23 protein-coding genes are annotated in these 25,161 nt (G+C 50.6%); 10 read left to right on the top strand and 13 right to left on the bottom strand.

The genetic code is table 11. From position 1 onward, the window contains the following. From DRJ53_RS13065 to DRJ53_RS21315, 6 genes are all read right to left on the bottom strand, one after another. A complete protein-coding gene (locus tag DRJ53_RS13065) occupies positions 1 to 279 on the bottom strand; it encodes a hypothetical protein (protein WP_123893555.1) in 279 nt (92 codons plus the stop codon). A gap of 44 nt (positions 280 to 323) precedes the next feature. Further along, positions 324 to 761 carry a FixH family protein gene (locus DRJ53_RS13060; protein WP_114236080.1) on the bottom strand — a complete coding sequence of 146 codons (438 nt, stop codon included), beginning with the start codon at positions 759 to 761 and terminating at the stop codon, positions 324 to 326. Between the two features lie 188 nt (positions 762 to 949). Next, the gene (locus DRJ53_RS13055) at positions 950 to 1,636 is read right to left on the bottom strand and encodes a hypothetical protein (protein WP_123893554.1); all 687 of its coding nucleotides are present in this window, start codon (positions 1,634 to 1,636) and stop codon (positions 950 to 952) included. Between the two features lie 158 nt (positions 1,637 to 1,794). After that, on the bottom strand, positions 1,795 to 2,268 hold the full coding sequence (locus tag DRJ53_RS13050) for a Dps family protein (RefSeq protein WP_114236078.1): 474 nt from the start codon (positions 2,266 to 2,268) through the stop codon (positions 1,795 to 1,797). 50 nt (positions 2,269 to 2,318) lie between these two features. Beyond that, a complete protein-coding gene (locus DRJ53_RS13045) occupies positions 2,319 to 3,740 on the bottom strand; it encodes a sialate O-acetylesterase (RefSeq protein WP_114236077.1) in 1,422 nt (473 codons plus the stop codon). Positions 3,741 to 3,818: 78 nt separating this feature from the next. Continuing rightward, positions 3,819 to 3,989 (bottom strand): hypothetical protein, encoded by a 171-nt coding sequence (locus DRJ53_RS21315; RefSeq protein WP_155523212.1) that lies wholly within the window; start codon positions 3,987 to 3,989, stop codon positions 3,819 to 3,821. On the opposite strand from DRJ53_RS21315, the gene DRJ53_RS13040 reads away from it, so the two are divergent. Then, complete coding sequence (locus DRJ53_RS13040; protein ID WP_241558546.1) at positions 3,988 to 4,845, top strand: 3-keto-disaccharide hydrolase; 858 nt, start codon at positions 3,988 to 3,990, stop codon at positions 4,843 to 4,845. The genes DRJ53_RS21315 and DRJ53_RS13040 overlap by 2 nt on opposite strands. Positions 4,846 to 4,895: 50 nt before the next feature. Here DRJ53_RS13040 and DRJ53_RS13035 read toward each other — a convergent pair whose 3' ends face one another. The 3 genes from DRJ53_RS13035 to DRJ53_RS13025 all read right to left on the bottom strand — a co-directional run bounded on the left by DRJ53_RS13035 (position 4,896) and on the right by DRJ53_RS13025 (position 8,640). Continuing rightward, entirely contained in the window at positions 4,896 to 5,429 is a 534-nt protein-coding gene (locus DRJ53_RS13035) for an O-acetyl-ADP-ribose deacetylase (RefSeq protein WP_114236076.1), read from the bottom strand. A gap of 102 nt (positions 5,430 to 5,531) precedes the next feature. Next, positions 5,532 to 6,863, bottom strand: a complete 1,332-nt coding sequence (locus tag DRJ53_RS13030; RefSeq protein WP_114236075.1) for an O-acetylhomoserine aminocarboxypropyltransferase/cysteine synthase family protein — start codon at positions 6,861 to 6,863, stop codon at positions 5,532 to 5,534. Positions 6,864 to 7,347: 484 nt separating this feature from the next. Beyond that, positions 7,348 to 8,640, bottom strand: coding sequence for an MFS transporter (locus tag DRJ53_RS13025; protein WP_114236074.1), 1,293 nt, complete (start codon positions 8,638 to 8,640; stop codon positions 7,348 to 7,350). A 138-nt stretch (positions 8,641 to 8,778) separates the two neighbouring features. On the opposite strand from DRJ53_RS13025, the gene DRJ53_RS13020 reads away from it, so the two are divergent. Then, positions 8,779 to 8,973, top strand: a complete 195-nt coding sequence (locus DRJ53_RS13020; RefSeq protein WP_114236073.1) for a hypothetical protein — start codon at positions 8,779 to 8,781, stop codon at positions 8,971 to 8,973. Positions 8,974 to 9,170: 197 nt separating this feature from the next. Then, a complete protein-coding gene (kduI, locus tag DRJ53_RS13015; RefSeq protein WP_240040786.1) occupies positions 9,171 to 10,058 on the top strand; it encodes a 5-dehydro-4-deoxy-D-glucuronate isomerase in 888 nt (295 codons plus the stop codon). A gap of 50 nt (positions 10,059 to 10,108) precedes the next feature. Here kduI and DRJ53_RS13010 read toward each other — a convergent pair whose 3' ends face one another. Next, a complete protein-coding gene (locus tag DRJ53_RS13010) occupies positions 10,109 to 10,972 on the bottom strand; it encodes a phosphatase PAP2 family protein (RefSeq protein WP_123893552.1) in 864 nt (287 codons plus the stop codon). Between the two features lie 106 nt (positions 10,973 to 11,078). Next, positions 11,079 to 11,732, bottom strand: a complete 654-nt coding sequence (locus DRJ53_RS13005; RefSeq protein WP_114236071.1) for a YdcF family protein — start codon at positions 11,730 to 11,732, stop codon at positions 11,079 to 11,081. A 143-nt stretch (positions 11,733 to 11,875) separates the two neighbouring features. On the opposite strand from DRJ53_RS13005, the gene DRJ53_RS13000 reads away from it, so the two are divergent. The 4 genes from DRJ53_RS13000 (at position 11,876) to DRJ53_RS12980 (ending at position 15,434) form a co-directional block, all read left to right on the top strand. Continuing rightward, a complete protein-coding gene (locus tag DRJ53_RS13000) occupies positions 11,876 to 12,358 on the top strand; it encodes a pyridoxamine 5'-phosphate oxidase family protein (RefSeq protein WP_114236070.1) in 483 nt (160 codons plus the stop codon). 175 nt (positions 12,359 to 12,533) lie between these two features. Then, complete coding sequence (locus DRJ53_RS12995; RefSeq protein WP_114236069.1) at positions 12,534 to 13,643, top strand: SGNH/GDSL hydrolase family protein; 1,110 nt, start codon at positions 12,534 to 12,536, stop codon at positions 13,641 to 13,643. Between the two features lie 168 nt (positions 13,644 to 13,811). After that, positions 13,812 to 14,606 carry an SDR family oxidoreductase gene (locus tag DRJ53_RS12990; protein ID WP_114236068.1) on the top strand — a complete coding sequence of 265 codons (795 nt, stop codon included), beginning with the start codon at positions 13,812 to 13,814 and terminating at the stop codon, positions 14,604 to 14,606. A gap of 231 nt (positions 14,607 to 14,837) precedes the next feature. Continuing rightward, positions 14,838 to 15,434 (top strand): YceI family protein, encoded by a 597-nt coding sequence (locus DRJ53_RS12980; RefSeq protein ID WP_123893550.1) that lies wholly within the window; start codon positions 14,838 to 14,840, stop codon positions 15,432 to 15,434. A 108-nt stretch (positions 15,435 to 15,542) separates the two neighbouring features. On the opposite strand, the gene DRJ53_RS12975 is transcribed toward DRJ53_RS12980, so the two are convergent. Beyond that, complete coding sequence (locus tag DRJ53_RS12975; protein WP_114236065.1) at positions 15,543 to 15,950, bottom strand: hypothetical protein; 408 nt, start codon at positions 15,948 to 15,950, stop codon at positions 15,543 to 15,545. Between the two features lie 200 nt (positions 15,951 to 16,150). On the opposite strand from DRJ53_RS12975, the gene DRJ53_RS12970 reads away from it, so the two are divergent. Continuing rightward, positions 16,151 to 17,068 (top strand): sugar phosphate isomerase/epimerase family protein, encoded by a 918-nt coding sequence (locus tag DRJ53_RS12970; protein WP_114236064.1) that lies wholly within the window; start codon positions 16,151 to 16,153, stop codon positions 17,066 to 17,068. Positions 17,069 to 17,130: 62 nt separating this feature from the next. Further along, positions 17,131 to 18,831, top strand: a complete 1,701-nt coding sequence (locus tag DRJ53_RS12965) for a GMC oxidoreductase (RefSeq protein WP_114236063.1) — start codon at positions 17,131 to 17,133, stop codon at positions 18,829 to 18,831. A gap of 91 nt (positions 18,832 to 18,922) precedes the next feature. On the opposite strand, the gene treS is transcribed toward DRJ53_RS12965, so the two are convergent. Continuing rightward, positions 18,923 to 22,228 carry a maltose alpha-D-glucosyltransferase gene (treS, locus tag DRJ53_RS12960; RefSeq protein WP_114236062.1) on the bottom strand — a complete coding sequence of 1,102 codons (3,306 nt, stop codon included), beginning with the start codon at positions 22,226 to 22,228 and terminating at the stop codon, positions 18,923 to 18,925. Between the two features lie 167 nt (positions 22,229 to 22,395). Between treS and DRJ53_RS12955 the strand changes: the two genes are divergently transcribed. After that, positions 22,396 to 24,921: an excinuclease ABC subunit UvrA gene (locus DRJ53_RS12955; protein ID WP_114236061.1), complete on the top strand. Its 2,526-nt coding sequence runs from the start codon at positions 22,396 to 22,398 to the stop codon at positions 24,919 to 24,921. Positions 24,922 to 25,161 lie beyond the last annotated feature (240 nt).

The following is a 25,161-nucleotide window of genomic DNA, read 5'->3' as shown; positions in this document are numbered from 1 at the left end:
CTAATTGTTTTCCTGCTGCCACCAGCCGATGGATTGGATCAAACCCAACACCAACATGGGCAGCGCCAGGAACGTGTACACCAGCGGTGCTACATTTAAAAACGGAAAAATAAGGAGGGAGCCGCCAGCAAAAAGCAGCAACAGGCTGCCCACCAGTTCCGCTTTTTTTAGCAGGGCCAAAGCGCCAGCCGCCGTCAGCAGCAGGGCAAGGGGCGAGGCGCCACCAATAGCATAATCGGTTGAAAAATGCACCAAGAATGCGGCGAGCAGTGAAGCCATTGCTAGCCATTTCAGAATGTTTTTTTGTTGGAAGGCTTTCATGGCTAAAAGAATTGTTTTTGCTCCTGGAAATAGGTTTTGCCGCCGCTTTTCCAGGTCAGCTTAATGTCGTACAAACCTTGGATGTCATTGGGCAACTGCAACGCAAAAGCGCCATTGGTTACCGAAAAGCTGCGCCGTAGGTCGTTGCCCTGGTTGGATGGGCAATAGAGATACAACTCGCCTTCGGTTAGCGTTCCATCAAATTCGGTGGGAAAACTCACGAGCAGCTTGCCGCCCGACACTTCCATTTTTGGCGGTGCCGATAGCCGTGCTACGCGGTCTTTTTGGTCAATAACAGATTGGTATTTCAGCTCTTCGCCGTAGTAGTCTTCGGTAACAAGGTCGTGCTCTTCATTATTGGCCCGGTAAACGAGGTATAAAATGCCAATAACAAATAAAATGTACACGCCTGCAATGCGGTGGCCCCAGTTAATCTTCATGATGAAGTGGTTTAACGTTTCGGGGCAAAAATGCGTAAAAGGATCCCGGGGCGGGATGAGTAGGGGCAAGGCGAAAGCTGATATTAATCAGGAGGGGAGATATTTACGATTGACGAATTACGATTGGGTTGAAGGCAAATTGTCATTCTTCAAAATCGTCAATCGAAAATCGTCAATCGTAACTCTTATCACAAGCCATTATTCCGGTCCGGTCCCGAATACGGGTCTTCCTCGTTTTGGTCCTGGCGGTCGCTGCCGAGGCTGTAGTATTTATTTTCTTCATCGCCCTGGCCCATCGATTCGGTATTCGTTTCATCCACTTCGCCGGGCACATCCAGGCCGGCGCCGCTAACGGTGCTGCCAAAGCTTTCTTCGTTCAGGGGCTCGCCGTCAAAATCGGTGTTGTCGAGGTGGGCAGTGCGCAGGTTGTCGGCATCATTGGTAGGGCGGTAATACGTTGCATCTTCCAGCGTACGGCGCTCCTCGGCCGATACATCGGCTTCAGTGCCGGGCCTCATGCCCAGGTCTTCGTCGTCACCGGTTTGGTTGGGCTCGCGGGGCGCATCATTGCCGGGGCCATCGGCGCTGCCCGGTGTGGGCTGCTGTTCCAATCCAAAACGCTGGCTTACACCGGTCATATTTTTTGAATTGGGAATATTTTCTACATCAATATCCTCGCGAACCATACCGCTGCGCTGGTTCATGGCGTCTTCTTTAGCGGGGTAGTGCGGATAGCCCGGAAAATCCTGGTCGGTTTTTTCATCCGGCGATTGTTCCACATCCTTACGGCTATCCATGGGCTTTGTATTGCTTTCGTCAGGAATACCGTTGGCATTGTTGCCGCTGGTACGCTGGTTGTTTTTATTTTCTTCCATAAGTTCTTTTTCAAAACCTGCTAAAAATGTTGTGCCGGGCTTGTAGTGCATCGAGTTTCAAAAACTATTGTATCGTTTCCGGTAACACATTTTGGTGCAAACAAAAACCCCGCAGCACCGGCCGCGGGGTTTTTTTTGTAAAAAATAAAAGATGCAGGTTATTTTAAAAATGCGCCATACATCCACACCATTTTTTCCTGTTGCCTGATGTAGTCGCTCATCAAGGCCGAAGTGCCTTCATCGCCAGCCTCGCCGGCCAGGTGCAGGATGTCGCGTTCCACTGTAAGCAGGGTTTGCAGGTTGGCCACAATGGTTTGCACCGCAGTGGTTGCGTCGGCAATATCGGTGGCCTCTTTTATGTGCGACTGCTGCAGGTATTGTGTAAACGAATGTGCCGGCGTATTGCCGAGGGTTAAAATACGTTCGGCCACTTCATCCACTTTTAGCAGAAGGTCGTTGTACAGTTCTTCAAATTTTACATGCAGTTCAAAAAACTTGTCGCCTGTAATGTTCCAATGCAGGCCGCGGGCATTGATGTAAAATACCTGCAGGTTTGCCAGTAAAACATTCAGCTTCTCCGACAGTTGCCCGGATTGCTGCGTATCGAGTCCGATCTGGTTTATTTGTGCCATAGCTATAATTTTTTACGGTGAACAATGATTTCAAAATGCGGGCCGGGAAATTATTTTACCGTCAGCACATCGTTCCATTTATCGGTTCGGAAAGGCACCGCCGGTAGCCCATTTTCGCCGTATAGGTTGGGCTGCGGTGCATTGGTAAATGCAAAACGCACCGCCACCGGTTTGGCCACCTGCTTGCTCGAAACCACGATGGTTTTGCCTTCAATTTTGGCGGCAGCCGGGTAAAATATCCGGTCTTCGCCGGCTACATAAAACTCTTTAAGTGCGCCACCGCGGATGGTAAGTTTAGCTACCCCTTCGGTAAAATGAATCCGCATCCGGCCCTTTTCTTCGCTGAAATGACTGTACCGCGGGCTTTGATAGGTGGCAACTTTTTGACCGTAAGCATCACCCAGTGCCAGCTGTGCCAGCCGGTGCGCCACTTCTTTTTTCATCTTTGGATGTATGTCGGCAATGTCATCCACCAGGTCGGTAGTGACAACCATGCCGGTGCGGGGCAGGACCAGCGTGGCGGTTTGTGCTTCGCGCAACAAAGCGCTGCCCATATTGTCTTTGCCATAGCCGCTGTACGGCGCAATTTGCACAAAATAAAACGGGAACTGTTTGCCAAAAGCCTTGCGCCAGTGTTCGATCATAGCGGTAAATAGTGGCGTGTACGTATTAGCCGTGCCCACATTCGATTCGCCCTGGTACCACAATACGCCGGCAATGCCGTAGGGCGCCAGTGGTGCAATCATACCATTGTATGCAGCACCGGGCCGCACCGTCCACCACTGCTGCGGCGTTAGCTTTTTGGCAGCAGCAGCCAGGTCGGCGTTTGCGGTTACCGTTGGTTCGGGTGTCCACACTTCGGCGGGTGTGCCACCCCAGCTGGCATTGATGAGGCCTGCCGGCACCTGCAGCGCAGCATTTATTTCTTTACCAAAAAAATACCCGATGGCGCTGAACCGCTTCATGTCTTCGGGGGTGCACACCACCCATTGTGCTTTTACATCATCTTGCGGGTGCCGCGATGTAGTGCGGGGCACATGAAAAAAGCGGATTTGTTTATTGGTGGCATTGGGCATTTCGGAAAGGGTTTGCGGCAAGCCGTTGTCGCCGCTCCATTCCATATTGCTTTGCCCGCTGCACAACCATACTTCGCCAATCATTACATCTTCCAGTTCAATGGTGTTATTGCCTTTAATGGTAATGCGGTGCGGGCCGCCAGCAGCCGGTGTGCGGATGGCTACCTGCCAGCGTGCTTCGGCAGATGCAGTAGTAGTGTATGTGGTCGTATCCCAACTGGTGCGGATCGTGATTTTTTCCGAAGCATCGCTCCAGCCCCAGAGATTGACGATGCCCGATTGCTGCAACACCATGTGGTTGCCAATAATGGCGGGCAGCCGCACATTAGCCGATGCAGCGAAGGCGAGCAGGATAAACGAAAAAAGCAATGAGCATTGGTGCAAGTATTGTTTCATGGATGCAATGATTGTAGCGGGAAGTTAAGGAGTAAATATTGTTCGAGGGCTGATGATGCGCATGCTAGTTTGCTAGCGTTATTTATAACCACGATGCACAAAATGGATTTTGAAACGAGCTTCATTTTGCAGCATTGCCATGTTTATTTTTTGCCGCTTCGTGCATCCCTTTATCTTTAAGCCAATAATAGCTGCGCCGCTAATACACCTGTGGCGCGGCAATGCACCTAAAACAATATTTGCAGCCATGTTCAACTCCCGGACCATTTCCGCAATGCTCTATTGCACGCTTGTTTGCGCCTTATTTTTTAGTTGTACTGCCCGGAAAGGCCTGCCGCAAAACGGTTGGAAAACCCTGTTCAACGGCAAAGACCTGTCCGACTGGACCATCAAGATCAAAGACCACCCGCTCAATGAAAACTATGCACAAACATTTCGTGTAGCCGATGGCATGATGCAGGTGCGCTACGATGGCTACGATGATTTTAAAAGGCAGTATGGCCACATCTATTTCAACCAGCCTTATTCTGCATACCTGCTGGAAGTAGAGTATCGTTTTGTAGGCGATCAGGCCAAAGGCGGCGAGGGATGGGCAACCCGCAACAGTGGTGCCATGCTGCATTGCCAGCCGCCCAACACACTGGCGCTGGACCAGGATTTTCCTATTTCGTTGGAGATGCAGTTTCTGGGCGGTGATGGTAAAAACAACCGCACCACGGCAAACCTGTGCACGCCGGGTACCAATGTTTTTGTCAACGACAAATTGTTTTTACCGCATTGCATCAACAGCACTTCCAAAACATATCATGGCGAGCAGTGGGTAAAAGCGCAGGCGCTGGTGCTTGCCGATTCACTGGTGCAGCATATTGTAAACGGCGATACCGTGTTTACGTTTACCCGCCCGCAATACGATGGCCGCGACCCATGGGTGAAGAAAGCAGGATATGCCGATGGCGCACCCATCAATGGCGGTTATATTTCGCTGCAGTCTGAAAGCCACCCGGTTGATTTTCGCAATGTGCGGATCTTTGACCTGGCGCCTTATATGAATAACAAAGCACGCCTCACCGAAGTATTGCAGCAATTGCGGATGCGCACCAATTAATTGAGTATTGAATTTCGGTTGCGCATAGCCGTTTATTTTTTGTAAAAAAACTATGGCTGTGTGCCTTGCTGCCGCTGCAACTCCTGTTGCAACAGCCGGTAGTTTTCATCATCGAAACAAACAAACAGCACCCGCTCAATGGTAGTGGGTGTTGTTGCAAAATGCAAAACCGATCGCACCGCTATTTGCGCAGCGGCTTCCTTGGGATAACCATAAACGCCGGTGCTGATATTGGGAAATGCAACGGACCTGCAACCGTTATCCGCAGCGAGTTGCAGCGAATGCCTATAACATTGCGCCAATAATTGGGGCTCGCCATTTTTACCACCACGCCATACCGGGCCTACGGTGTGAATCACGTATTGCGCAGGCAGCCTGCCCGCAGTGGTCATCACTGCCGAACCCGTAGGGCAACCTCCCTGCCGCGCAACTATTTTGCGGCATTCTTCCAAAATGGCGGGTCCGCCGGCACGGTGTATGGCACCATCTACGCCACCGCCGCCCATTAATGAAGTGTTTGCTGCGTTAACAATGGCATCCACTTCCACGCGGGTGATATCGCCTTTTATTATTTCAATAACCATTGGCATAATTGTAAATAAAAAGGCACAAAAAGAATAAGGTTCAGCAAGGTTGCCCTTTGCGATCCCTTCTACTTTTTGTGCCTTTGTGTTTTATAAAAATACTTAAACCGTCACGCCATTTACCTGCTTCACCGTTGCGGCTTTAAATGCAGCTTCGATGTCTTCTTTCAGGTCGTCGATATGCTCGATGCCCAGCGAAATACGCAGCAGTCCGGGTTCTACGCCAGCCGATTTTTGTTCGGCTTCGGAGAGTTGTTCGTGGGTAGTAGTAGCCGGATGAATGATCAGTGTTTTGGCATCGCCTACATTGGCCAGGTGGCTGATCAACTTCAGGCCGTTTACAAACTTGTCGGCCGCTTCTTTGCCGCCTTTGATTTTAAACGAAAGCACGCCGCCAAAGCCATTGCGCAGGTATTTTTTAGCCAGCTCGTGGTATTTATTTCCGGGCAAGCCTGGGTAGTTTACATATTCCACATCGTCGCGTCCCTGCAGCCATTCGGCCAGTGCCAGTGCATTGTCTACAGTGCGCTGCACCCGCAGGCTCAGGGTTTCGAGGCCCTGCAAAAACAGGAAGGAGTTGAACGGGCTAACAGCAGGACCGAGGCTGCGCAAACCGGTTACCCGTGCACGAATAATAAAAGCGATGTTGCCGAACGGACCATCCGATCCAAACACTTCCCAGAACTTCATACCGTGGTAAGCCTCGTCGGGTTCGGTAAAGTAGCCAAACTTGCCATTGCCCCAGTTGAAATTGCCGCCGTCTACAATGATGCCGCCAATAGAGTTGCCGTGTCCGCCGATCCATTTGGTAGCCGATTCAACGATTACATTGGCACCAAAATCAAATGGCCGGCAGAGGTAGCCTGCTGCACCAAAAGTATTGTCAACAATCAGCGGAATACCGGCCTTTTGTGCGATCTCGGAAAGGCGTTCAAAATCGGGAATGGAGAAGCCGGGGTTGCCGATGGTTTCAACATACAGCGCACGGGTACGGTCGTCGATTTTAGCAGCAAAATCATCGGGATTATCGCCATCGGCAAACTTAACGTTGAAGCCTAAGCGCTTGAAGGTTACTTTAAATTGGTTATAAGTACCACCGTATAAGTAAGAGGATGAAACGATGTTATCGCCCTGCTGCAAAATGTTTTGCAAAGCAATGAATTGTGCCGACTGCCCCGATGCCATAGCCAGTGCGCCAACACCGCCTTCCAGCGCCGCGATGCGTTTTTCAAAAACATCGGTGGTGGGGTTCATCAGGCGGGTATAGATGTTGCCGAATTCGCGGAGGCCAAAAAGATTGGCAGCATGCTCAGCCGAATCGAACACGTAAGAAGAAGTTTGGTAAATGGGCACCACCCGCGATTTGGTTACCGGGTCGGGCTCCTGGCCTGCATGCACCTGCAAGGTTTCGAAGCGGAGATTTTGCTGTGACATATGATGGGTTGTTTTAAATGAATGTGATAAGGTAAAACAAAAAGGGAACAGTGTTGCTATTTGTAAACAAATGCCCCATGAAAACACCGGTTCGTTTTAGATAGCGCTTGCTGATCAATGCCGCGATGCTTCATCAAAAATCCTTACATCGATTAGTCAAATGCGTTTCACCGAACATAAACAATGTTTGGCGCAACCTTTTTACCTAATGAAAAACATGGGCTTGTGAATACTCTACAAATATAGTAGGGAAATAAACGCAACAAAATTTAAACTGCTGGTACTACAAATAAATATGGAGCAAATATGTAGTTGAAGAAGAAAAGTTTATACGATCATATTGATAAACGAGAATAGAGACGATGGGCCGGATAAAGGAAATGACCCCATCTTTTTCAGATAAAAACTAACCGACCATTCAATAAGTCATGGTATTTCGCAGACTTGCTAAAACATACAAAACAAACTTTTCCGGTAGCGAATTTTACTGCGGCAGGGTGCTTTTATAGGTCAGATAAGCGGCTCGTATTTTATTGCGCAGCAACAACAACGACAACCCAGCTACCAACACCACACCTGCATTGATGGTAATGGCCGTTGCATAACCAAGCCGGTCGCTTAAAAAGCCCACCAGGAAATTACCCACCGGCGACATGCCCAAAAACATCAGCACATAAATGCTCATCACCCGGCCCCTGAATTGTGATTCCACCATGCTTTGGATCATGGTAGTGGTCATAGCGCTTTGGCTGATCAAACCCATGCCCACCAAAAACAGCAATGGCAGCGCCGCTTTTAGCGAATTGGTTTGTGCAAAAAACATGAGGCTGATGGAAAAAATGACCGCGCCGCCCACTACAAAATAGGTGGGCCTGATTCGTTTGGCGCCGGCACTCACCACCAGCGTCGCCAGCAGCGAACCCAGGCCCGTAGCGGTGTACAGCCAACCCAGCCCGGTGGCGCCCAGCCCGAAGCCTGTTTGTGCAATAATGGGCATGAGCGTAGAATAAGACCAGCCAAAAATGGAAAGGATGGCCACATACACCAGCAGCACCCGGATGATGGGATGCGCAAACGCATATTGAACACCCTGCCTGATGGCGGTAAATGGATGCTGCGGCGGACTTGGCGGCGATGGTTTTATGTGCATGAAGCGCAGCGCAATCAGCACGGCGGCGTACGATACGGCATTGGCAATAAACGCCCAGCCCGTGCCCACCACGGCAATCAAAATCCCGGCGATGACCGGGCCAATAACCCGCCCGGCATTAAACACCGCGGAGTTGAGCGCCACCGCCGAGGCCAGTTCGTCTTTGGTCACAACTTCGGGGATAAAGGCTTGCCGGGCCGGTGCATCCAGCGCATTAACGGTGCCCATGCAAAACGCCAGCACGCAAATGATGGGGATGGAGGCCAACCCCAAAATGGTGAGTATACCCAGGGTTAAAGCCAGCGCTGTGTTGGTGAGCTGTGTAAAAAAGAGGATTCGTTTTTTAGGAAACCGGTCTACAATGACGCCGCCAAACAGGGAAAACAGCAATGACGGCGTGGTAGCCAAAGCTGCCACCAGGCCAATTAAAAATGCCGACTGGGTAAGTTGTAACACCAGCCAGCCCTGCGCTACAATTTGCAGCCAAGTACCGATCACAGATACCAGTTGGCCGGAAAAATAAATGCGGTAATTGGAATTTTGCAGGGCTGGGAAAACACTGGTGCGTTTGGGCGGCGGGGCATCGGTTGTTTCACTTTCATTATGTTGCGCTGTTGCCGAGTTCATGTGGCGCTAACCCGGAAAAAACTGTGCCTGTGCTGTTGAGCACCGCGTTTTTTTTAATCGGTTATGGCACAATCTTTCGGGGAAAAGAGCGGGGCAGCCGGAAAAGGTTGCCCGATTATTTACCCTAAATTTTTACATATGAGTAACAGCAGCAAAGGCGAAAGAGACAGCCGCAACCGCGATACGGTGAACCCACCACGCAAAGGCGAGGAGCAGCAGAACCCACAAAAAGGCGCATTGGGTGTGAGCCATAAAAAAGGCGAACCCCACCGCAAAGATGAATCGGACGGTGCTGACCGCAACACCACAAAGAGAGGCGAGAACAGCATTTAAGCCCATTTTTTGCTGAGCAAAAACGGACGCAAAGCGCAACCAACTCAAAACGTGGTTGCGCTTTGCGTCCGTTGTGGTTTTAATGCTTTCAGTGGTGCTGCGCATTAGACCTTCGGTGGTAATCATTTTTTTGGCGTACCATTGTTCGCGGTAAAAAATGCCGCGTATTCACCCTTTTCATCAAACCCATTCGCCACATGAACAGTGCACCACTGCCTGCGGAAAAAGCGGCCGCGAAAAGTTCGGGACTCGATATGGAGATACGCTACCACCACAGCCCCAAAGAAGTAAGCCGGATGACCACCGCCGAACTGCGCCAGCATTTTTTAATAGAGCACCTCGATGTTGCCGATACCATTCAACTCACTTATTCGCATTACGACCGGGTGATCATTGGCGGTGCCTGCCCGGTGCAGCATACACTCAAACTGGAAGCGCATCCCGAACTGCGGGCCGAATATTTTCTGGAACGCCGCGAGTTGGGCATCATCAATGTGGGCGGCCCCGGCCGCGTAACCGCCGATGGCGTGGAATATGATCTGGAAAAACTCGACGGACTTTATTTGGGAAAAGGCACGCAGGAAGTTTTGTTGCGCAGCAAAGATGCCGGCGCACCTGCATTTTTTTACCTGCTATCGGCACCGGCGCACCAACGCTACGATAACAAAAAGTGCTCGAAAGCTGAAGCAATGCCCGCAACGGTGGGCGATGGCCTGACCTCCAATAAACGCACCATTTACAAATACATACACGCCGAAGGCCTGCAAAGCAGCCAGCTGGTGATGGGGCTTACCATTTTGGAACCTGGCTCGGTTTGGAACACGATGCCTGCGCATGTGCACTCAAGACGCATGGAAGCTTATTTCTATTTCGATGTGGCGCCCAACCAGCGGGTAATGCACCTGATGGGCGAACCGCATGAAACAAGGCACTTGGTGGTGGCCGCCAACCAGGCTATTATTTCGCCGCCCTGGTCCATCCATTCGGGTTGCGGCACGGCCAGCTATGGTTTTATCTGGGGCATGGCCGGTGAGAATTATAACTATACCGATATGGACCCCGTGGCCATTGAAGACCTGCGATAGCGGGCCGATATTATACATTGAAAACGCCCCAACACAACGGGGCGTTTATTTTAAAAATTGGATACAACCGTGAAGCCCCAGGCACCTTGTCCATAGCTGGGTGCAATAACAGTTTGTATGGACTTGTTTTTAAATACTGCATTTTTTACAACCGGGTATAGCCAATACGCTATGCGTGTGGAAAGGATACCTACACCTGCACCGGCCACCACATCGCTGAACCAGTGTTTGTTGTTGTACATCCGCAAAAAGCCCGTGCCCGCAGCCACTGCATAACCGGCCACACCATACCACGGTGAGCGGTGTTTATATTCCTGACGCAAAAATTCAGCGGCTATAAATGCACCTGTGGCATGCCCAGAGGGAAAGGAATAACGGTCGGAAGAATCGGGGCGGAGCACGCCGGTAATGCGCTTAGCCGATGCCGTTATACCGCCACCAATCAGGTTCGAAAACCCGTACAGCATGGTGCGGTCCACCAGGTTGTGCCTGCCCCTTACACCGGCGATGTTCAGGCCATACACCGCAACGGCGGGCAGGTATTTTGCGTAGCTATCAAAACGGATTTCTTTGCCGGGACTGTGCGCCGACAACTCGTTGCGGATGGACCGGTTAAATGCTTTCACATCGTTGCTGGTCAGCGAAAGTGCGCCATAGGAAAGCAGCACCGCTGGCACCGCCATGCTGCGCAACGTGATTGGCTGCGGCGCAATGAGTGATTTTATTTGCCCCTTCAATTTTGAGCAAACACTTTGCGAAGCATCCTTTACTGATGCATTCATAACACGGCTTGAATCTGGTGTTTCAATCAATGCTGTGTCCTCCTGTGCCATCAGCGGCACACAAAAAAACAGGAGTAACACCAGCAGTAAGCTGCTGCTTTTTATAAGGGTCGATTTTGTAATATTTATCAATGGAAATGGTGTTGTTAGCGCCGCAAAATTAGGCGCCGCAGCCAAAAGAGTCTTTAACACTCCGGAACATTTGGCAAAGCCTTAATTCAGTGCTGCCAAAACAGCGCTATTCCCGCACCAGTTGTTTACTGAAACCCATGGCCACTAATTGCTCGTATGCGGCCCACACATCCTCCGGAATTTCCTGGTACACCTGGAAGCCTTTTTGCGGGTAAATTTTGATCCGCTGCAAGTCGCCCACCATGATCTGGATTACCTGCTCTATGCTGATCTCGTCATTCGGGTAGTCGGCAAAACGGATCTGCGGCGAGGTAACAACAAAGCTTTTTTCGGGCCAGTTTTGTTTGAACGTGGCATAGCTGCGTCGCTCCATATACGGCTTTTGCACCACGATGAACTGTTGCGGGTTTAACCTTTTTTGCTGCAGCAGTTGTTGCACAAATTGTATGTTCTCACCGGTGTTGGTCGATTTGTCTTCGAGTAAAATGGCTTCCGGTGGCACACCTGCCTCCACGGCAATCCGCGCAAAACGGGCTGCTTCGCTTTCCGTCCACATGCCCTCGGTAAGGCGGCCAAGTCCACCCGAAAAAATCAGCAGCGGCGCCCAGCCCTGGTGGTACAATTCTGCGGCACGATGGGCCACACGGGTATCGTGGCTGCCCAGCGTGAGGATGCAGTCGGATGGCACCAGCTGGTGGTTTACATGGTGGTAATCCCAAATCTTTTGGGCCAGCGTTAATACTTCGGGTGTGATTTCCATTACCGTCCAAATTAGGCGGTTTTGTGCAAACGCGTTTGCTGCGGGATTTTTTTACAAGTACAACAACCACTAGGAAACTTAAGCTGCGACCTGATAAATGCCGCCTCCAAGCATGATACAGGTCAAATTTTTTGGTGGGTAAAATGGCGCTCTTTGTAGCCATAAACCCCGAACCGCCATATATGGACGCAACCATCACAGCATATTTACATGAGCAAAAACTGGCTTCGGTATGTTGCGTGGATGCAGAAGGGTTTCCTTATTGCTTCAACTGTTATTGCGCCTACGACGAGGCGAATGGATGGTTGTATTTTAAATCATCGCCCGACACGGCACATGCCCGCATGATTGCCGAGAACAGGCGGGTGGCAGGCACCATTTTACCCGCTAAATTAACACCGCTCGATACGCGTGGCGTGCAGTTTACCGGCGAAGTTTTGCCGGATGATCAGTATGCGGCCCTGCGGGCTGCACGGCTCTATTACAAGCGTTATCCTTTTGCTGTGGCCATTTCCGGGCATATTTACGCAGTGCAGTTAAACTGCATTAAACTTTCCGAAACACACAACGGCCTGAAGAAAAAATGGCTGTGGAAAAGATCTGAACATGAACTGGCAGGTATTTAAAGTGATCGTTTCATTATTGTTGCGGCGCGACTAACACATTTCGCTGCGCACTTGCATGCAGGTACCATAATGGTAGCCTGCAACATTTGTTGGGCAGGTTGCGAGCATTTGCACCCACTTTTTTGCACCTGCTATCCTGCGGCTCACTACCTTGGGCCGATATTAATTAGCGGACATGATGCGTTCCCTTTTGCTATATTCCTTGTTGCTTTTTTCTTTGTGTATATCGGGTTGTGTTGCAGTTAATAGGAGCAACCCTGCTACAGAAACTATTGCTGCCAGTGCATTGCAGCCGTATGGCCGTACGTTGCTGAATAGTGCCGGCCAGTTGGAGTTGATCAGTTCGGCGGCGCATTTTGGTTTTAGTTTTGAAGGCACTGAATGCAGGATCGATGCACGGCTGCCTTCGAGCCAGGGGCACAATTACCTGCAGTTTGAAATGGACGGATCGTACGGTCACCGCATCAAAGTGTTTGGTGGTAAGGATACCACCATTATACTGCGAGCCGCAAAAACGGGCAAGCATACGGTATGGATATACAAAGCCACGGAAGCTCATACTGGTCCTATTGCTATTGCAAAAATTACTGCAACGAACATTCAGCCATTACAAAAAAAGGCAGCACCGCTCATTGAGTTTATTGGCAACAGTATTACCTGTGGCGCTGCCGCAGACGCATCGGAAGTGGCCTGCGGCACCGGCGTGTACCACGACCAACACAATGCCTACTACGCTTACGGTCCAAGAGTAGCCCGTGCACTCGGCATACAGTTTATCATGAGCAGTGTAAGCGGCATTGGCATTTACCGCAATTGGAACAGCGATGGGCCGACCATGCCACAAGTGTATGAATCCACCAGTTTTCAGCCCGATGATAAGGGTCGCTGGGATTTTACAAAATACGCACCGCAGGTAGTGAGCATTGCACTGGGCACAAACGATTTCAGCAACGGTGATGGCGTTAAAAAGCGACTGCCATTCGATAGCGCTGCATTTGTCCGCAACTATATCCAATTTGTACAACTGGTGCAATCGAAATATCCTGCTGCGCAAATTGCATTGCTCAGCAGCCCTATGATAAAAGGCTCCGCACGGCAAACGCTGCACAACTGCCTTGCCGCAGTGAAGCAACAGGTTGACGCTGCCAATCCGCAGGCAAAAAAGCTTGCCGTTCACCTGTTTAAACCCATGAACGCAAGGGGCTGCACCGGCCATCCCAGCGTGGAGGACCATGCAATACTGGCGGAGGAGTTGCTGCCGTTTTTTAAGATCTTAATCAAGTAAAAATTCAAAAGGCAATATTCAAATAGGATAACGGACAGCATAGCATTTTTCCATTTTTGATGTTGCTTTTTTACTTTTTCCATTCCATCAAAACTTCATTGCACCGCCACCTGTATCTTTATCGCAACGGGCAAGGCCCATTTTGCCAACACTACAACCAACGATTGTATGAACCTACATTTAGCAGATAAAGTAATACTCGTAACGGGCGGTGCCAAAGGCATCGGGCAGGGCATTGTGCAGGTGCTGGCAGCCGAAGGTGCTATTGCGGTTATACTTGGCCGCAATGCTGAGGACAACGCCGCCACCGTGCAGGAAGTAGCGCAAGCCGGTGGGACCGCACATGCGGTAACTGTGGAACTGAGCAAACCCGAAGAAGTGGAACGTGCTTTGGCTGAAGCTGCTGCCCTTTATGGCCGCATCGACGGGCTGGTGAATAATGCCGGCCTCAATGATGGCGTGAACCTGGAACACGGATCGTACCAGCGTTTTATGGAATCGCTGCACAGCAACCTTGTGCATTATTACCTGGCGGCGCACTATGCTTTGCCTTACCTGAAACAATCAAAAGGCGCCATTGTAAACATCACTTCAAAAACGGCGGAAACCGGCCAGGGCGGCACATCTGCATATGCTGCGGCCAACGGCGGCCGCAATGCGCTGACCCGCGAATGGGCGGTGGAGTTGCTGCCCTACAGCATCCGTGTCAATGCGGTGATCGTGGCAGAGTGTTACACGCCGATGTATGATTCGTGGATCAAATCAATGCCCGATGGCGATGAAAAATTAAAGGAGATCACCGCCCGCATTCCGCTGGAGCAACGCATGACCACTGCCACCGAAATTGCCAACATGGTGGCCTTCCTGCTGTCTGATGTATCGAGCCACACCACCGGCCAACTCATTCATGTGGACGGCGGCTATGTGCACCTCGACCGGGCCATTGGCGCGGGCAAACAATAGGTACGACAATAAGCACCGTTTTTCGTCACGTTTGTTCCTGATTAAGGTTATTGTTTTTGGTGCTGGCGTTTGATTTAAGTAAACGTTTTTGCCCCATAATTACTTTAATCTTGCCCCTTGATGCCGGCGCATTTTGCAGGTGGTTTTTGATTATTTGAGTACATGCCACCAGCGATGCTTTTACCAGTTGTAAAATCGGCACCATGATGTCAGGAAAAATGTAATGGACGCATGAAACTCCGGCTGCTTGTTTTATTTATGGTGCTTTGCCTGTGCTGTGGTTTTCAGCACGGCAAACCGGCGTTAACCCGTTGGGTCATTACCAGCGGGTGTTCGCTCAAGGTGGATGGCAGCACCAACGTAAACAATTTCAGCTGTGTTATTGCCAATTACAGTCGCCCCGATACCATCATGGTGGTAAAGGGCGGAAAGCCTTTTGTGCAATTGAACGGGCACATCAAACTGGATGTGCAGCAGTTTGATTGCCACAACCCGGTGATGACCGCCGACCTGCGGAAAACCCTCAAGTCGAAAGAGCATCCGTACCTCGTGATCCGTTTTGTTTCCATCAATAAATACCCCGAAAACGGTACCCGCCAGGCATTTACCAAAGGGATGGTGCATATTGAACTGGCAGGTGTGTCCAAACAATTTGAAGTGGCTTACAAAGTAGTGGCAGCCGATAGGGGCGTGCTCAACCTGGTAGGATCGCAGCAGGTAAATTTTTCCGATTTCAACATTGCACCGCCGCGTAAATTGGGTGGCATGATCAAAACCAACAACGAACTGAACGTGGTGTTTGATCTGAAAATAAAAGTGATCGAATAGAAATTCAAAAGGCAAAATTAAAAAGTCAAAAGCGGGAATAATGAGCCCCTAATTTTTGACTTTTTAATTTTGCCTTTTTACTTATTTGAGCTGTTGGTTTTTAAAAAATTACGGGTTGATTTTAGCAAAAATGATCCCAGCCAGCACTGCCTGCACCAGGCCATAAATAAACCAACTGGCTACCATCAGAAAGGTGATGTCCAGCGAGCTGAACGTGATCCACATCACCGGCAAAAGTGCCACCAGCGCATAAACCAGCCCAAACTCCAGTCCACGCAACACAAACGGCCCGGGAAACAAGCCTTTGAATCGTTCCCAAAACCACGACAGCGCCAGCGCAATAATAAAGGCGTGCAGGTAAAACAGCAGGTCGCGGCTGCCGTCCGAATTGAACAGCGGGTTGTTGTACATCACAAACAGTTCGGGGAAAAAACGGATGGCCAAAAACAGCCCGCCATAGCTAACAACAAAAAGGATCAAACCAACGATGAGCCCGGAAGTAATGACTTTTTTCATGCCTGAGTAAGAGGGCTAAAGATAAGGAAGTGCCCGTGCATTCATTATGACCTTGCGCAGGCCTAGCTGCTGCCGCAAAGTTTTGCAACGCAATGGTTGTAGTAAAAAAGGACTCATTTATGTAAAAATATTACCCATGCGCCGGTGCATTGCGGGTGCTATTGTATCTTGGGGTGGCAGCAACAAGCGGCTGCTTTGCCATGAACACCATCACCCGAAAAAAATTCTTGCAATCCTCCGCACTGATGCTGGCTGCGCTTGCCGTCAGGCCATCGTTTGCGGCCGTTGCAGAAAGCCCCAAACTTTCGTTTTCAACATTGGGTTGCCCCGACTGGTCGTTTGATAAAATTGTGTCGTTTGCGGCGCGGCATGGATACAAGGGTTTAGAGGTTCGCGGCATACAACGCCAGATGGATTTACCGCAATGCCCCGAATTCGGCACCGCCGAAGCACGCCGTAAAACAATGGCCATGATGAAAGCGGCCGGATTGCAGTTTGTAGGCATTGGTTCCTCAGCGACGCTGCATTTTCCGCCCGGTGCGGAGCGGGATAAAAACCTGGCGGATGGCCGTCGTTTCATTGACCTGGCGCAGCAACTTTCTTGTCCTTATGTTCGCGTTTTTCCCAACAATTTTCCCAAAGACGTAGATAAAAGCGCCACCATTGCATTGATCGTTTCGGGACTGAAAGAATTGGGCGATTATGCAAAAGGCAAAGGGGTAACGGTGTTGCTGGAAACACATGGCGATGTGGTGTACATCAACGACCTGGTGGCGATAATGCAGGCAACCGCACACAAGCAGGTAGGCCTTATTTGGGATGTAACCAATATGTGGGTGGTAACAAAAGAGGCGCCTGCCGATGCATATCAAAAACTCAAGCCGTACATCAGGCACGTGCACCTGAAAGATGCACAACTGGTGGAAGGCAAACCTGCATACAAGTTGTTTGGCGAAGGGGAGATCCCGGTGCTCGATGGTGTTCGTGCATTGGCTGCTGGCGGCTACGGCGGCTTTTATAGCTTTGAATGGGAAAAGCTCTGGCACCCCGATATTGCCGAACCCGAGATTGCACTGGCACATTTTCCCGGTGTTATTAAACAATATCTTGACCGATAGCCTGCAGGCTGCCCGTTTTTAGTATTTACACAAATAATATTTCAAGTAAACGTTTTAACAGCATGCAAAACGATCCACCCTATCTCAATACCGAGTCGGTGAAAAAAAATACATACAATGCCATCGTTGTTGGCTCGGGCATCAGCGGTGGATGGGCCGCAAAAGAGTTGTGTGAAAAAGGGCTGAAAGTGCTGCTGCTCGATCGTGGCCGCAACGTGGAACACGGCGATTACCCAACGGCTACAAAAGCACCTTGGGAGTTTGCGCACCGCATGACGTTGACCGAGGAAGACCGACGGCGCCACCACATACAAGCCCGCCACTATTCGCTGCGGGAGGACAACAAGCATTTTTACATCGACGACCTTGAAAATCCATACGAAGAAAAAAGCCGCTTTGACTGGATCCGCGGCGATATTGTAGGTGGCCGCTCCATGCTGTGGGCCCGTGCCTGTTATCGGTGGAGCGACCTGGATTTTGAAGCCAACCTCAAAGATGGCCATGGTGTGGACTGGCCCATTCGCTACAAAGACATTGCGCCCTGGTACGATTACGTTGAATCGTTTGTGGGTGTTAGCGGCAACCGCGATGGCATTGCCGTAGTGCCCGATGGAAATTTTCAGCCGCCGTTTGAAATGAACTGCGTGGAGCAGCATTTTAAAGGGCAGGTAGCGCAAAAGTTCAAGGACCGCCACGTGATTATGGGCCGCACGGCCAACCTCACCAAGCCTGTAAAAGGGCGGGGCACTTGCCAGGCCCGTGACCTCTGCCACCGCGGTTGCCCGTATGGTGCTTATTTCAGTACCAATGCCAGCACTATTCCCGCTGCATATGCAACGGGCAACCTTACGGTACGGCCGCATTCGCTGGTAAACCGCGTGTTGTACGATGAAGAAAATGGACGTGCAACCGGTGTGGAGATCATTGATACGGTAAGTAGGCAAACAGAAGAATTTTATGCAAACATTGTATTCCTGAATGCGGCTACCGTAGCTACCGCCGCCATTTTGCTCAACTCGGTTTCATCGCGTTTTCCAAATGGCTTGGGCAATGGCTCCGACCAGGTGGGCCGCAACCTGATGGACCATTTCAAGGGCATCAACATCAGCGCCGACGTAGATGGTTTTGAAGACAGTTATTATTATGGCCGCAGGCCCACCAGCATTTATATTCCGCGGTTCCGCAACGTAACAGAAAAGCATCCTGCTTTTGTGCGGGGTTATCATTTTGGTGGCAGCGCATCGCGTGGGGCACAGGCTGGTGATGCGGCTATCGGTGCTGAATTAAAAGAAGCGCTTACCGTGCCCGGTCCGTGGCGCATCGGGCTGTATGCTTTTGGCGAATGTTTGCCTTATGCAGCAAACCGCGTTACACTCAACAGGGATAAAAAAGACCAATGGGGCAGGCCGCTCATTTCAGTTGATTGCAGCTTTAAGGAAAATGAGCGGACCATGTTCGACGACATACTGGTAACCGGCGCAGAACTGTTGGAAGCATCTGGGTATAAGAATGTAAAGGCGCAAGGTACCATGTCTTTTCCCGGCAATGCCAACCACGAAATGGGCGTTGCCCGCATGGGCCGCGACCCGAAAACCTCTGTCCTCAACGGTTTTAATCAAATGCACGAAGTGCCCAACGTATTCATCACCGACGGCTCCTGCATGACATCGGGTTCCTGTGTTAATCCTTCCATTACCTATATGGCGCTAACGGCAAGGGCTTGCGATTATGCAGTGAAGGAGTTGAAGCGCATGAACCTTTAATTTTGTCGAAACGCATTTAATAAAAAAAGCCGCTGCATTTGCAGCGGCTTTTTTGTTTTATTTAATGCATCGAAATATTGATCCGACGGGATCAATTTTTCTTCATGATGCTTTGAATAATGCGCAACGGAATGATCACCCGTTCGGGCCGGTGCGCCATTTCGAAATTGAACCACTGCAATGCATTTTCCAGCAAAAACGTTTGGATTAAAATATCGAACTCCGCTTTTTCTTCCGGGAAAAAACCACTGCCCGTTGTTTCGGTTATATAAGCCTTTAGCAAAAAGTTGCTCATATAGTGCGTCCAGAAATCAGCAAAGGCCAACAGGCTGCTTTGTTCTTCAACAGGTATGTGCGACGAGGTTAAAAAGCCTTCGTACGCCACATAATAAAACGAACGGATCATAGTGGCCACATCCCTAAGCGGAGAACGTTTCAATATACGTTCGCTGTAGGGCCGCATTGGGTTGCCGCCAAAATCATGGATCACCAGGTCCTTGCCCGTAAGCAGTATGTGCGACAGGCCCAGGTTGCCATGAATCCTGATTTTAGCCACGTCGAATTTTTTGCTGTAAATGCGGCGCAACCGCTCCAGCAATTCTTCGCGTTGCCCCGCTAATGCTTCCACTTCAGCCTGCAAGTCGGCGGGCAGTCCCGTGCTTTTTTGAATGGCCTGAACTGTTTCCCGCACCAGCGATGTCATGGATGAAAAAAGCGACCGTTGGTAGTGCAGCGAAAATTCTTCTGGAACAAAACTCGGTTCCGTGCTGCTGGCAAGCGTCTTATGAATATTGCCCAAACCATAACCAACATTGCGGGCCACGTCTGATGCATTGGTGCCTAAAAATTCCTTGATATTTTCAGGCAGTTCATCAAAACCAACGGGGTCCGAAAGTGTGCCCAGTTGCGGGTAAGCAGCCAGCATCGACCGGTCGCGGGCCAATATGCGTTCAATCAGGTTGGCAATGCGCTCCAGCATGTAACGGTGCCCGTCGCCGTGGTTTTCTTCCAGGTGCTCCAACATGCCCAGGTAAAACTCGGTTTGCCCGAGGTGCCACACCATGCTGCCAGCATACTTGGTAGTGAGGTTGGGTGCATGTGTGGTTAAAAAACGGGTGATCTCCACATCGGGGTGCATGCCGCGATCCACGCGACGATACACTTTTAAAAAGTAGCGGTTATTATAAATAATAGCCGTGTGCAACTCCGAAGTGGTATGCACTTTCGATTGCAGCTCGATGTCCTGTGTCAAAAATTGTTGTACTTCCGGCACCGATGAAAAAACAAGAGCGCCGCTTTCCATATAGCGTTTGCCCGTACCGAGTGCAGCCAATATCTGGTGCTGGTAATCGGTGGTGTACACCGCATCGCACAGGTACCCGTCGCGGCCACCACCGCTGATGCGGGCCACAATGGCATCGGGATGATTTACAGACAGTTCCCGGCCTTCTTCGTAGTTGCAGTACACCAGCGGCAATTGGTAGTATTCGGGCAGGGCACTTTCAAAACCTACTTCCACCAATACGACGTCCACGTCCTTTTCGCCCATGGGCAGCGAGGTGCGGGCAATGATGGCGGTGCTGTACAGGTTTTTGTCTTTGCCGGTAAACCAGTCCATGCGTTGTATGAACTGGGGTAAAATTTCGTTTTGCAACTGCTCCACCACCGTGCTGTTGAGCAGCTCACTGTCATCATTAAGCGCAATATGCGGATGCCGCACTTCGGACGTTGTTTCGGTGCCTTTTTTCTGCAACACAAACCATTGGTAGGAGTGTGGCGCCAGCGTAAAAAAGTAAGGCACACCATCGCGGATGGCTGGAAATTTATTGCGGCTAAATGCCTCCACCGGGATATAGCCTTTAAAGTCATTGAGCTCAATTTCAGCCGGCTGCGCAAACTTGGAGAGGTTGGTAACAATCAACAGCGTTTCATCTTCATAAGTGCGGGTAAATGCCAGCACTTTTGGATTGTCCACATGAATAAAATTCATGTTACCGCGGCTGAACGCCTTGAACTTTTTGCGCATATTGATGATGCGCTTCATGAACCAAAATAAGGATGATGTATTGGCCCGTTGCGTTTCCACGTTTACCGACTCATAGTGGTATTGGGGGTCGAGGATAACGGGCAGGTACAACCGCTGCGGATTGGTGTCTGAAAATCCTGCATTCCGGTCGGGCGACCATTGCATGGGCGTACGAACGCCGTCGCGGTCGCCAAGGTAAAAGTTATCGCCCATGCCTATTTCATCACCATAATAAATAACCGGCGTGCCGGGCAGCGAAAACAGCAGCGAGTTCATCAGCTCAATTCGGCGGCGGTCGTTTTCCATCAGGGGTGCCAGCCGGTGGCGTATGCCCAGGTTGATCTTTGCCTTCGGGTCTTTTGCATACACTTTATACATATAATCCCGCTCTTCGTCGGTTACCATTTCCAGCGTCAACTCATCGTGGTTGCGCAGGAAAATGGCCCACTGGCAATTTTCGGGGATCTCGGGTGTCTGGTCAAAAATATCGGTGATGGGGTATCGGTCTTCCCGTTGCAGCGCCATGAACATTCGCGGCATTACGGGGAAATGGTAGTTCATGTGGCACTCGTCGCCATCACCAAAATAAGAGGCTGAATCTTCGGGCCACATATTGGCTTCGGCCAAGAAACAAACGCTGGGGTAACGTTCATCAATATGCGCCCTGAGCTTTTTAAGGAATGCATGCGTTTCGGGCAGGTTCTCGCCGTTGGTGCCTTCCCGCTCAAACAGGTATGGAATGGCATCCAGCCGGAAACCGTCAACACCCATCGTACACCAGTAATCCAGCACCTTAATGATCTCCTCCTGCACTAGCGGGTTATCAAAGTTCAGGTCGGGCTGGTGGTGAAAAAAGCGGTGCCAGTAATATTGCTGCGCCACGGGATCCCAACTCCAGTTGGAAGCTTCGTAGTCGGTAAAAATGATGCGCACATCTTTGTACTTGGTGGGGTCGTCGCTCCAAACATAATAATCCCGTTCCGGCGAACCCTTGGGCGCCCGGCGTGCCCGCTGAAACCACGGGTGCTGGTCAGATGTGTGGTTTACCACCAATTCGGTGATCACTTTCAGGTTGCGTTTGTGCGCCTCGTCCAGGAACTGTTGAAACTGCTCGATGGTGCCATAGCGTGGGTTGATGCTGTAATAATCTGCTATATCATAGCCATCATCGCGCAGCGGCGACGGGTAAAAAGGCAATACCCAAATAGCGGTTACCCCCAGTTCCTGCAGGTAATCGAGTTTTTGCAGCAGGCCTTCAAAATCGCCAATGCCATCGCCGTTGCCGTCGAAAAATGCCTTGATGTGCAGTTCGTATATGATCGCATCTTTATACCAATGCAGCTTATCGTCTATTACTGTGGTTCTTTCCATATGTTGTAGGCTGTTCCACTAAGTGCATAATTTGTGTGCCATAAGCCGCCGACAGCCAAACTTTTTACATGCCGGCAGATTTATTTTAGGTAAAACCAACGTTTTTGCTGCCGGTAAATATTACTCATGTACCACTTGAGGGCACATCATTTGATGGCAGATAGAGCATGCAGCAACAAAACAAGCAGGATGGCTTTGTACATGTGCGGGGTGCCCGGGAACACAATTTGAAAAATGTGAGCCTGTCCATTCCCCGCGATGCGCTGGTGGTGTTTACCGGCGTTTCGGGTTCGGGAAAATCATCGCTGGCATTTGGAACACTCTATGCCGAAGCACAGCGCCGGTACCTCGAGTCCGTGTCTCCCTATGCGCGGCGCCTGTTTCACCAAATGCCCATACCGGTGGTGGATAGCATTGAAGGGTTGCCGCCTGCCGTGGCCCTGCAACAACAACGCGGCGGCGCCAGCACCCGGTCTTCGGTGGGCTCTGTTACCACCCTAAGCAACCTGATGCGCATGCTGTACAGCCGTGCCGGCGATTATCCAAAAGGTCAGGGCATCATTTACGCCGAAGGCTTTTCACCAAACACCCCCGAAGGTGCCTGCCCGCAATGTCATGGCCTGGGCCGGATTTATGAGGTTACTGAAAAAAGCATGGTGCCCAATGATAAGCTCACCATTCGCGAACGGGGCATTGCTGCATGGCCGCTAGCCTGGGGTGGGCAAAACCTGCGTGATATTCTCACCACAATGGGTTACGATGTAGATATTCCCTGGCGCGACCTGCCGAAAAAAGACCGCGACTGGATCTTGTTTACCGAAGAACAGCCACAAGTGCCGGTGTATCCCGGCTTCGACAAGGAGCAGGTAAAAAGGGCCATCAGACAAAAAATGCCGCCCGACTATATGGGTACTTTTACCAGTGCCCGCCGTTATGTGTTGCACACTTTTGCCAACACGCAAAGCGCCCTCATGAAGCGACGTGTTGCGCAGTACATGATCCCGTCGGAATGCCCCACCTGCGGCGGCAAGCGATTGCGGCAGGAAGCATTGTCGGTGAAATTTTCCGGTCTGGACATCACCGAAATATCGCGGCAGCCGCTAAAACAATTGCACGCTATTTTTTTACCGTATGCAAATGGCACCGCTGCAGGCATTAGAAAACATGAAGCGGAGCACCACGAAGAAAAAGCAATGGTGGCCCAGCGCATTGCCGAAGATATGGTAGGCCGCCTTCAGGTGTTGCTCGATCTTGGACTGGGCTACCTAACGCTGGAACGCAGCACGCCAACACTATCGCCCGGCGAGTTGCAGCGGTTGCGGCTGGCCACGCAGGTGCGAAGCAAGTTGTATGGCGTGGTGTATGTGCTCGACGAGCCGTCTGCCGGTTTGCACCCCGCCGATACTGAGGCGCTGCTGCGGGCACTGGATGGATTAAAGGCGGGTGGCAATTCCCTGTTTGTAGTGGAGCATGAACTGGATGTGATTCGCCATGCCGACTGGATTGTGGATGTAGGGCCCGCCGCAGGCGAAAGGGGCGGCGAAGTGCTGTACAGCGGTCCGCCTGATGGTTTACAAAATATAACGGCGTCGCATACACGAAAATATTTGTTTGCTGATGGAGATACTTGGGAGCGGAAACTAAGAGTGCCAAAAGGCTGGTTGCAATTGAAAGGCATTTGCCGCAATAACATTGAAGGACTGGATGCGGCTTTTCCATTGGGTGTGCTCACTAGTGTAACCGGTGTTTCGGGTTCGGGTAAAAGCAGCCTGGTAAGTGGCGCACTGGTGGAGCTCGTAGCCGACTGTCTTGGACACGAGTTGCCTGCCGAGGAAGAAGAAGGAGATGTGCTGGATGCCTCCGAAGCAAAAACGCTGGGGGGCAAGATAACAGCCGGGATGGAGGGCATTAAACGATTGGTTCGCGTTGATCAAAAGCCCATTGGCCGAACTCCACGCAGCAACCTCGCAACTTATACCGGCTTGTTCGATACAGTGCGTAAATTATTTGCTGGCACTAAAATGGCGAAGGCCCGGAAATATGACGCGGGCCGTTTTTCATTTAACGTTGGAAAAGGTCGTTGCGAGAATTGTGAAGGGGAAGGCTTTGTGATGGTGGAGTTGTTGTTTCTGCCATCGGTATATGCGCCCTGCCCTGTGTGCGGCGGCACCCGCTTTAATGCAAAAACGCTGGAGGTAACTTATAAAGACAAAAACATTGCGCAGGTGTTGGGGTTGACGGTAGATGAAGCAGCGGATTTTTTCAGCGAAGATCCTGCTGTAAGTCGTGCACTGTATGTGTTGCAGGAAGTTGGTTTAGGTTATCTGCGGTTGGGGCAGCCCGCAACGGAACTGTCCGGCGGCGAGGCACAGCGCATCAAACTGGCCACCGAACTACAACGCCTGGGTAAGGGCAACACTTTGTATATCCTGGACGAGCCTACCACAGGTCTGCATCCGTCGGATGTAGCGAAATTGATTGTGCAACTGAATCGGTTGGTGGATGCAGGAAACACCGTGATCGTGGTGGAACATGATATGGATGTTGTGGCTGCATCGGATTGGGTGATGGACATGGGGCCAGGTGCAGGATCGGAGGGCGGAACCATTGTGGTACAAGGGCCGCCGGAAAAAATTATTCAAAATAAAAAGAGCAAAACGGCTAAGTATTTAGCAAGCAGGTTGGGGAAGTAGATGCGGAGTTAAAGTAGTGTTTGAGTGTTTTCTTAAAGGAAACTTTGTACTTTTCATAATGTGCTCATTACAAAAACGCCGGCACTTTGCATTTGTCATGCTGAGCACAGCGAAGCATCTGAATGTTGTGTCGAATGCATTTCGTCAAACTAAAGGTATATTCAGAACGAAAGTTTTCGACGTTCGGTATTTTTTGCATCACATTGTTGATGCTAAATACTGTCTTATCAGGTCATTAGG

Source organism: Paracnuella aquatica, from assembly GCF_003332885.2.
GTDB lineage: Bacteria > Bacteroidota > Bacteroidia > Chitinophagales > Chitinophagaceae > Flavisolibacter > Flavisolibacter aquaticus.
The sequence above is the reverse complement of the archived record's forward strand: the minus strand, read 5'-3'. Positions and strand labels throughout refer to the sequence as shown.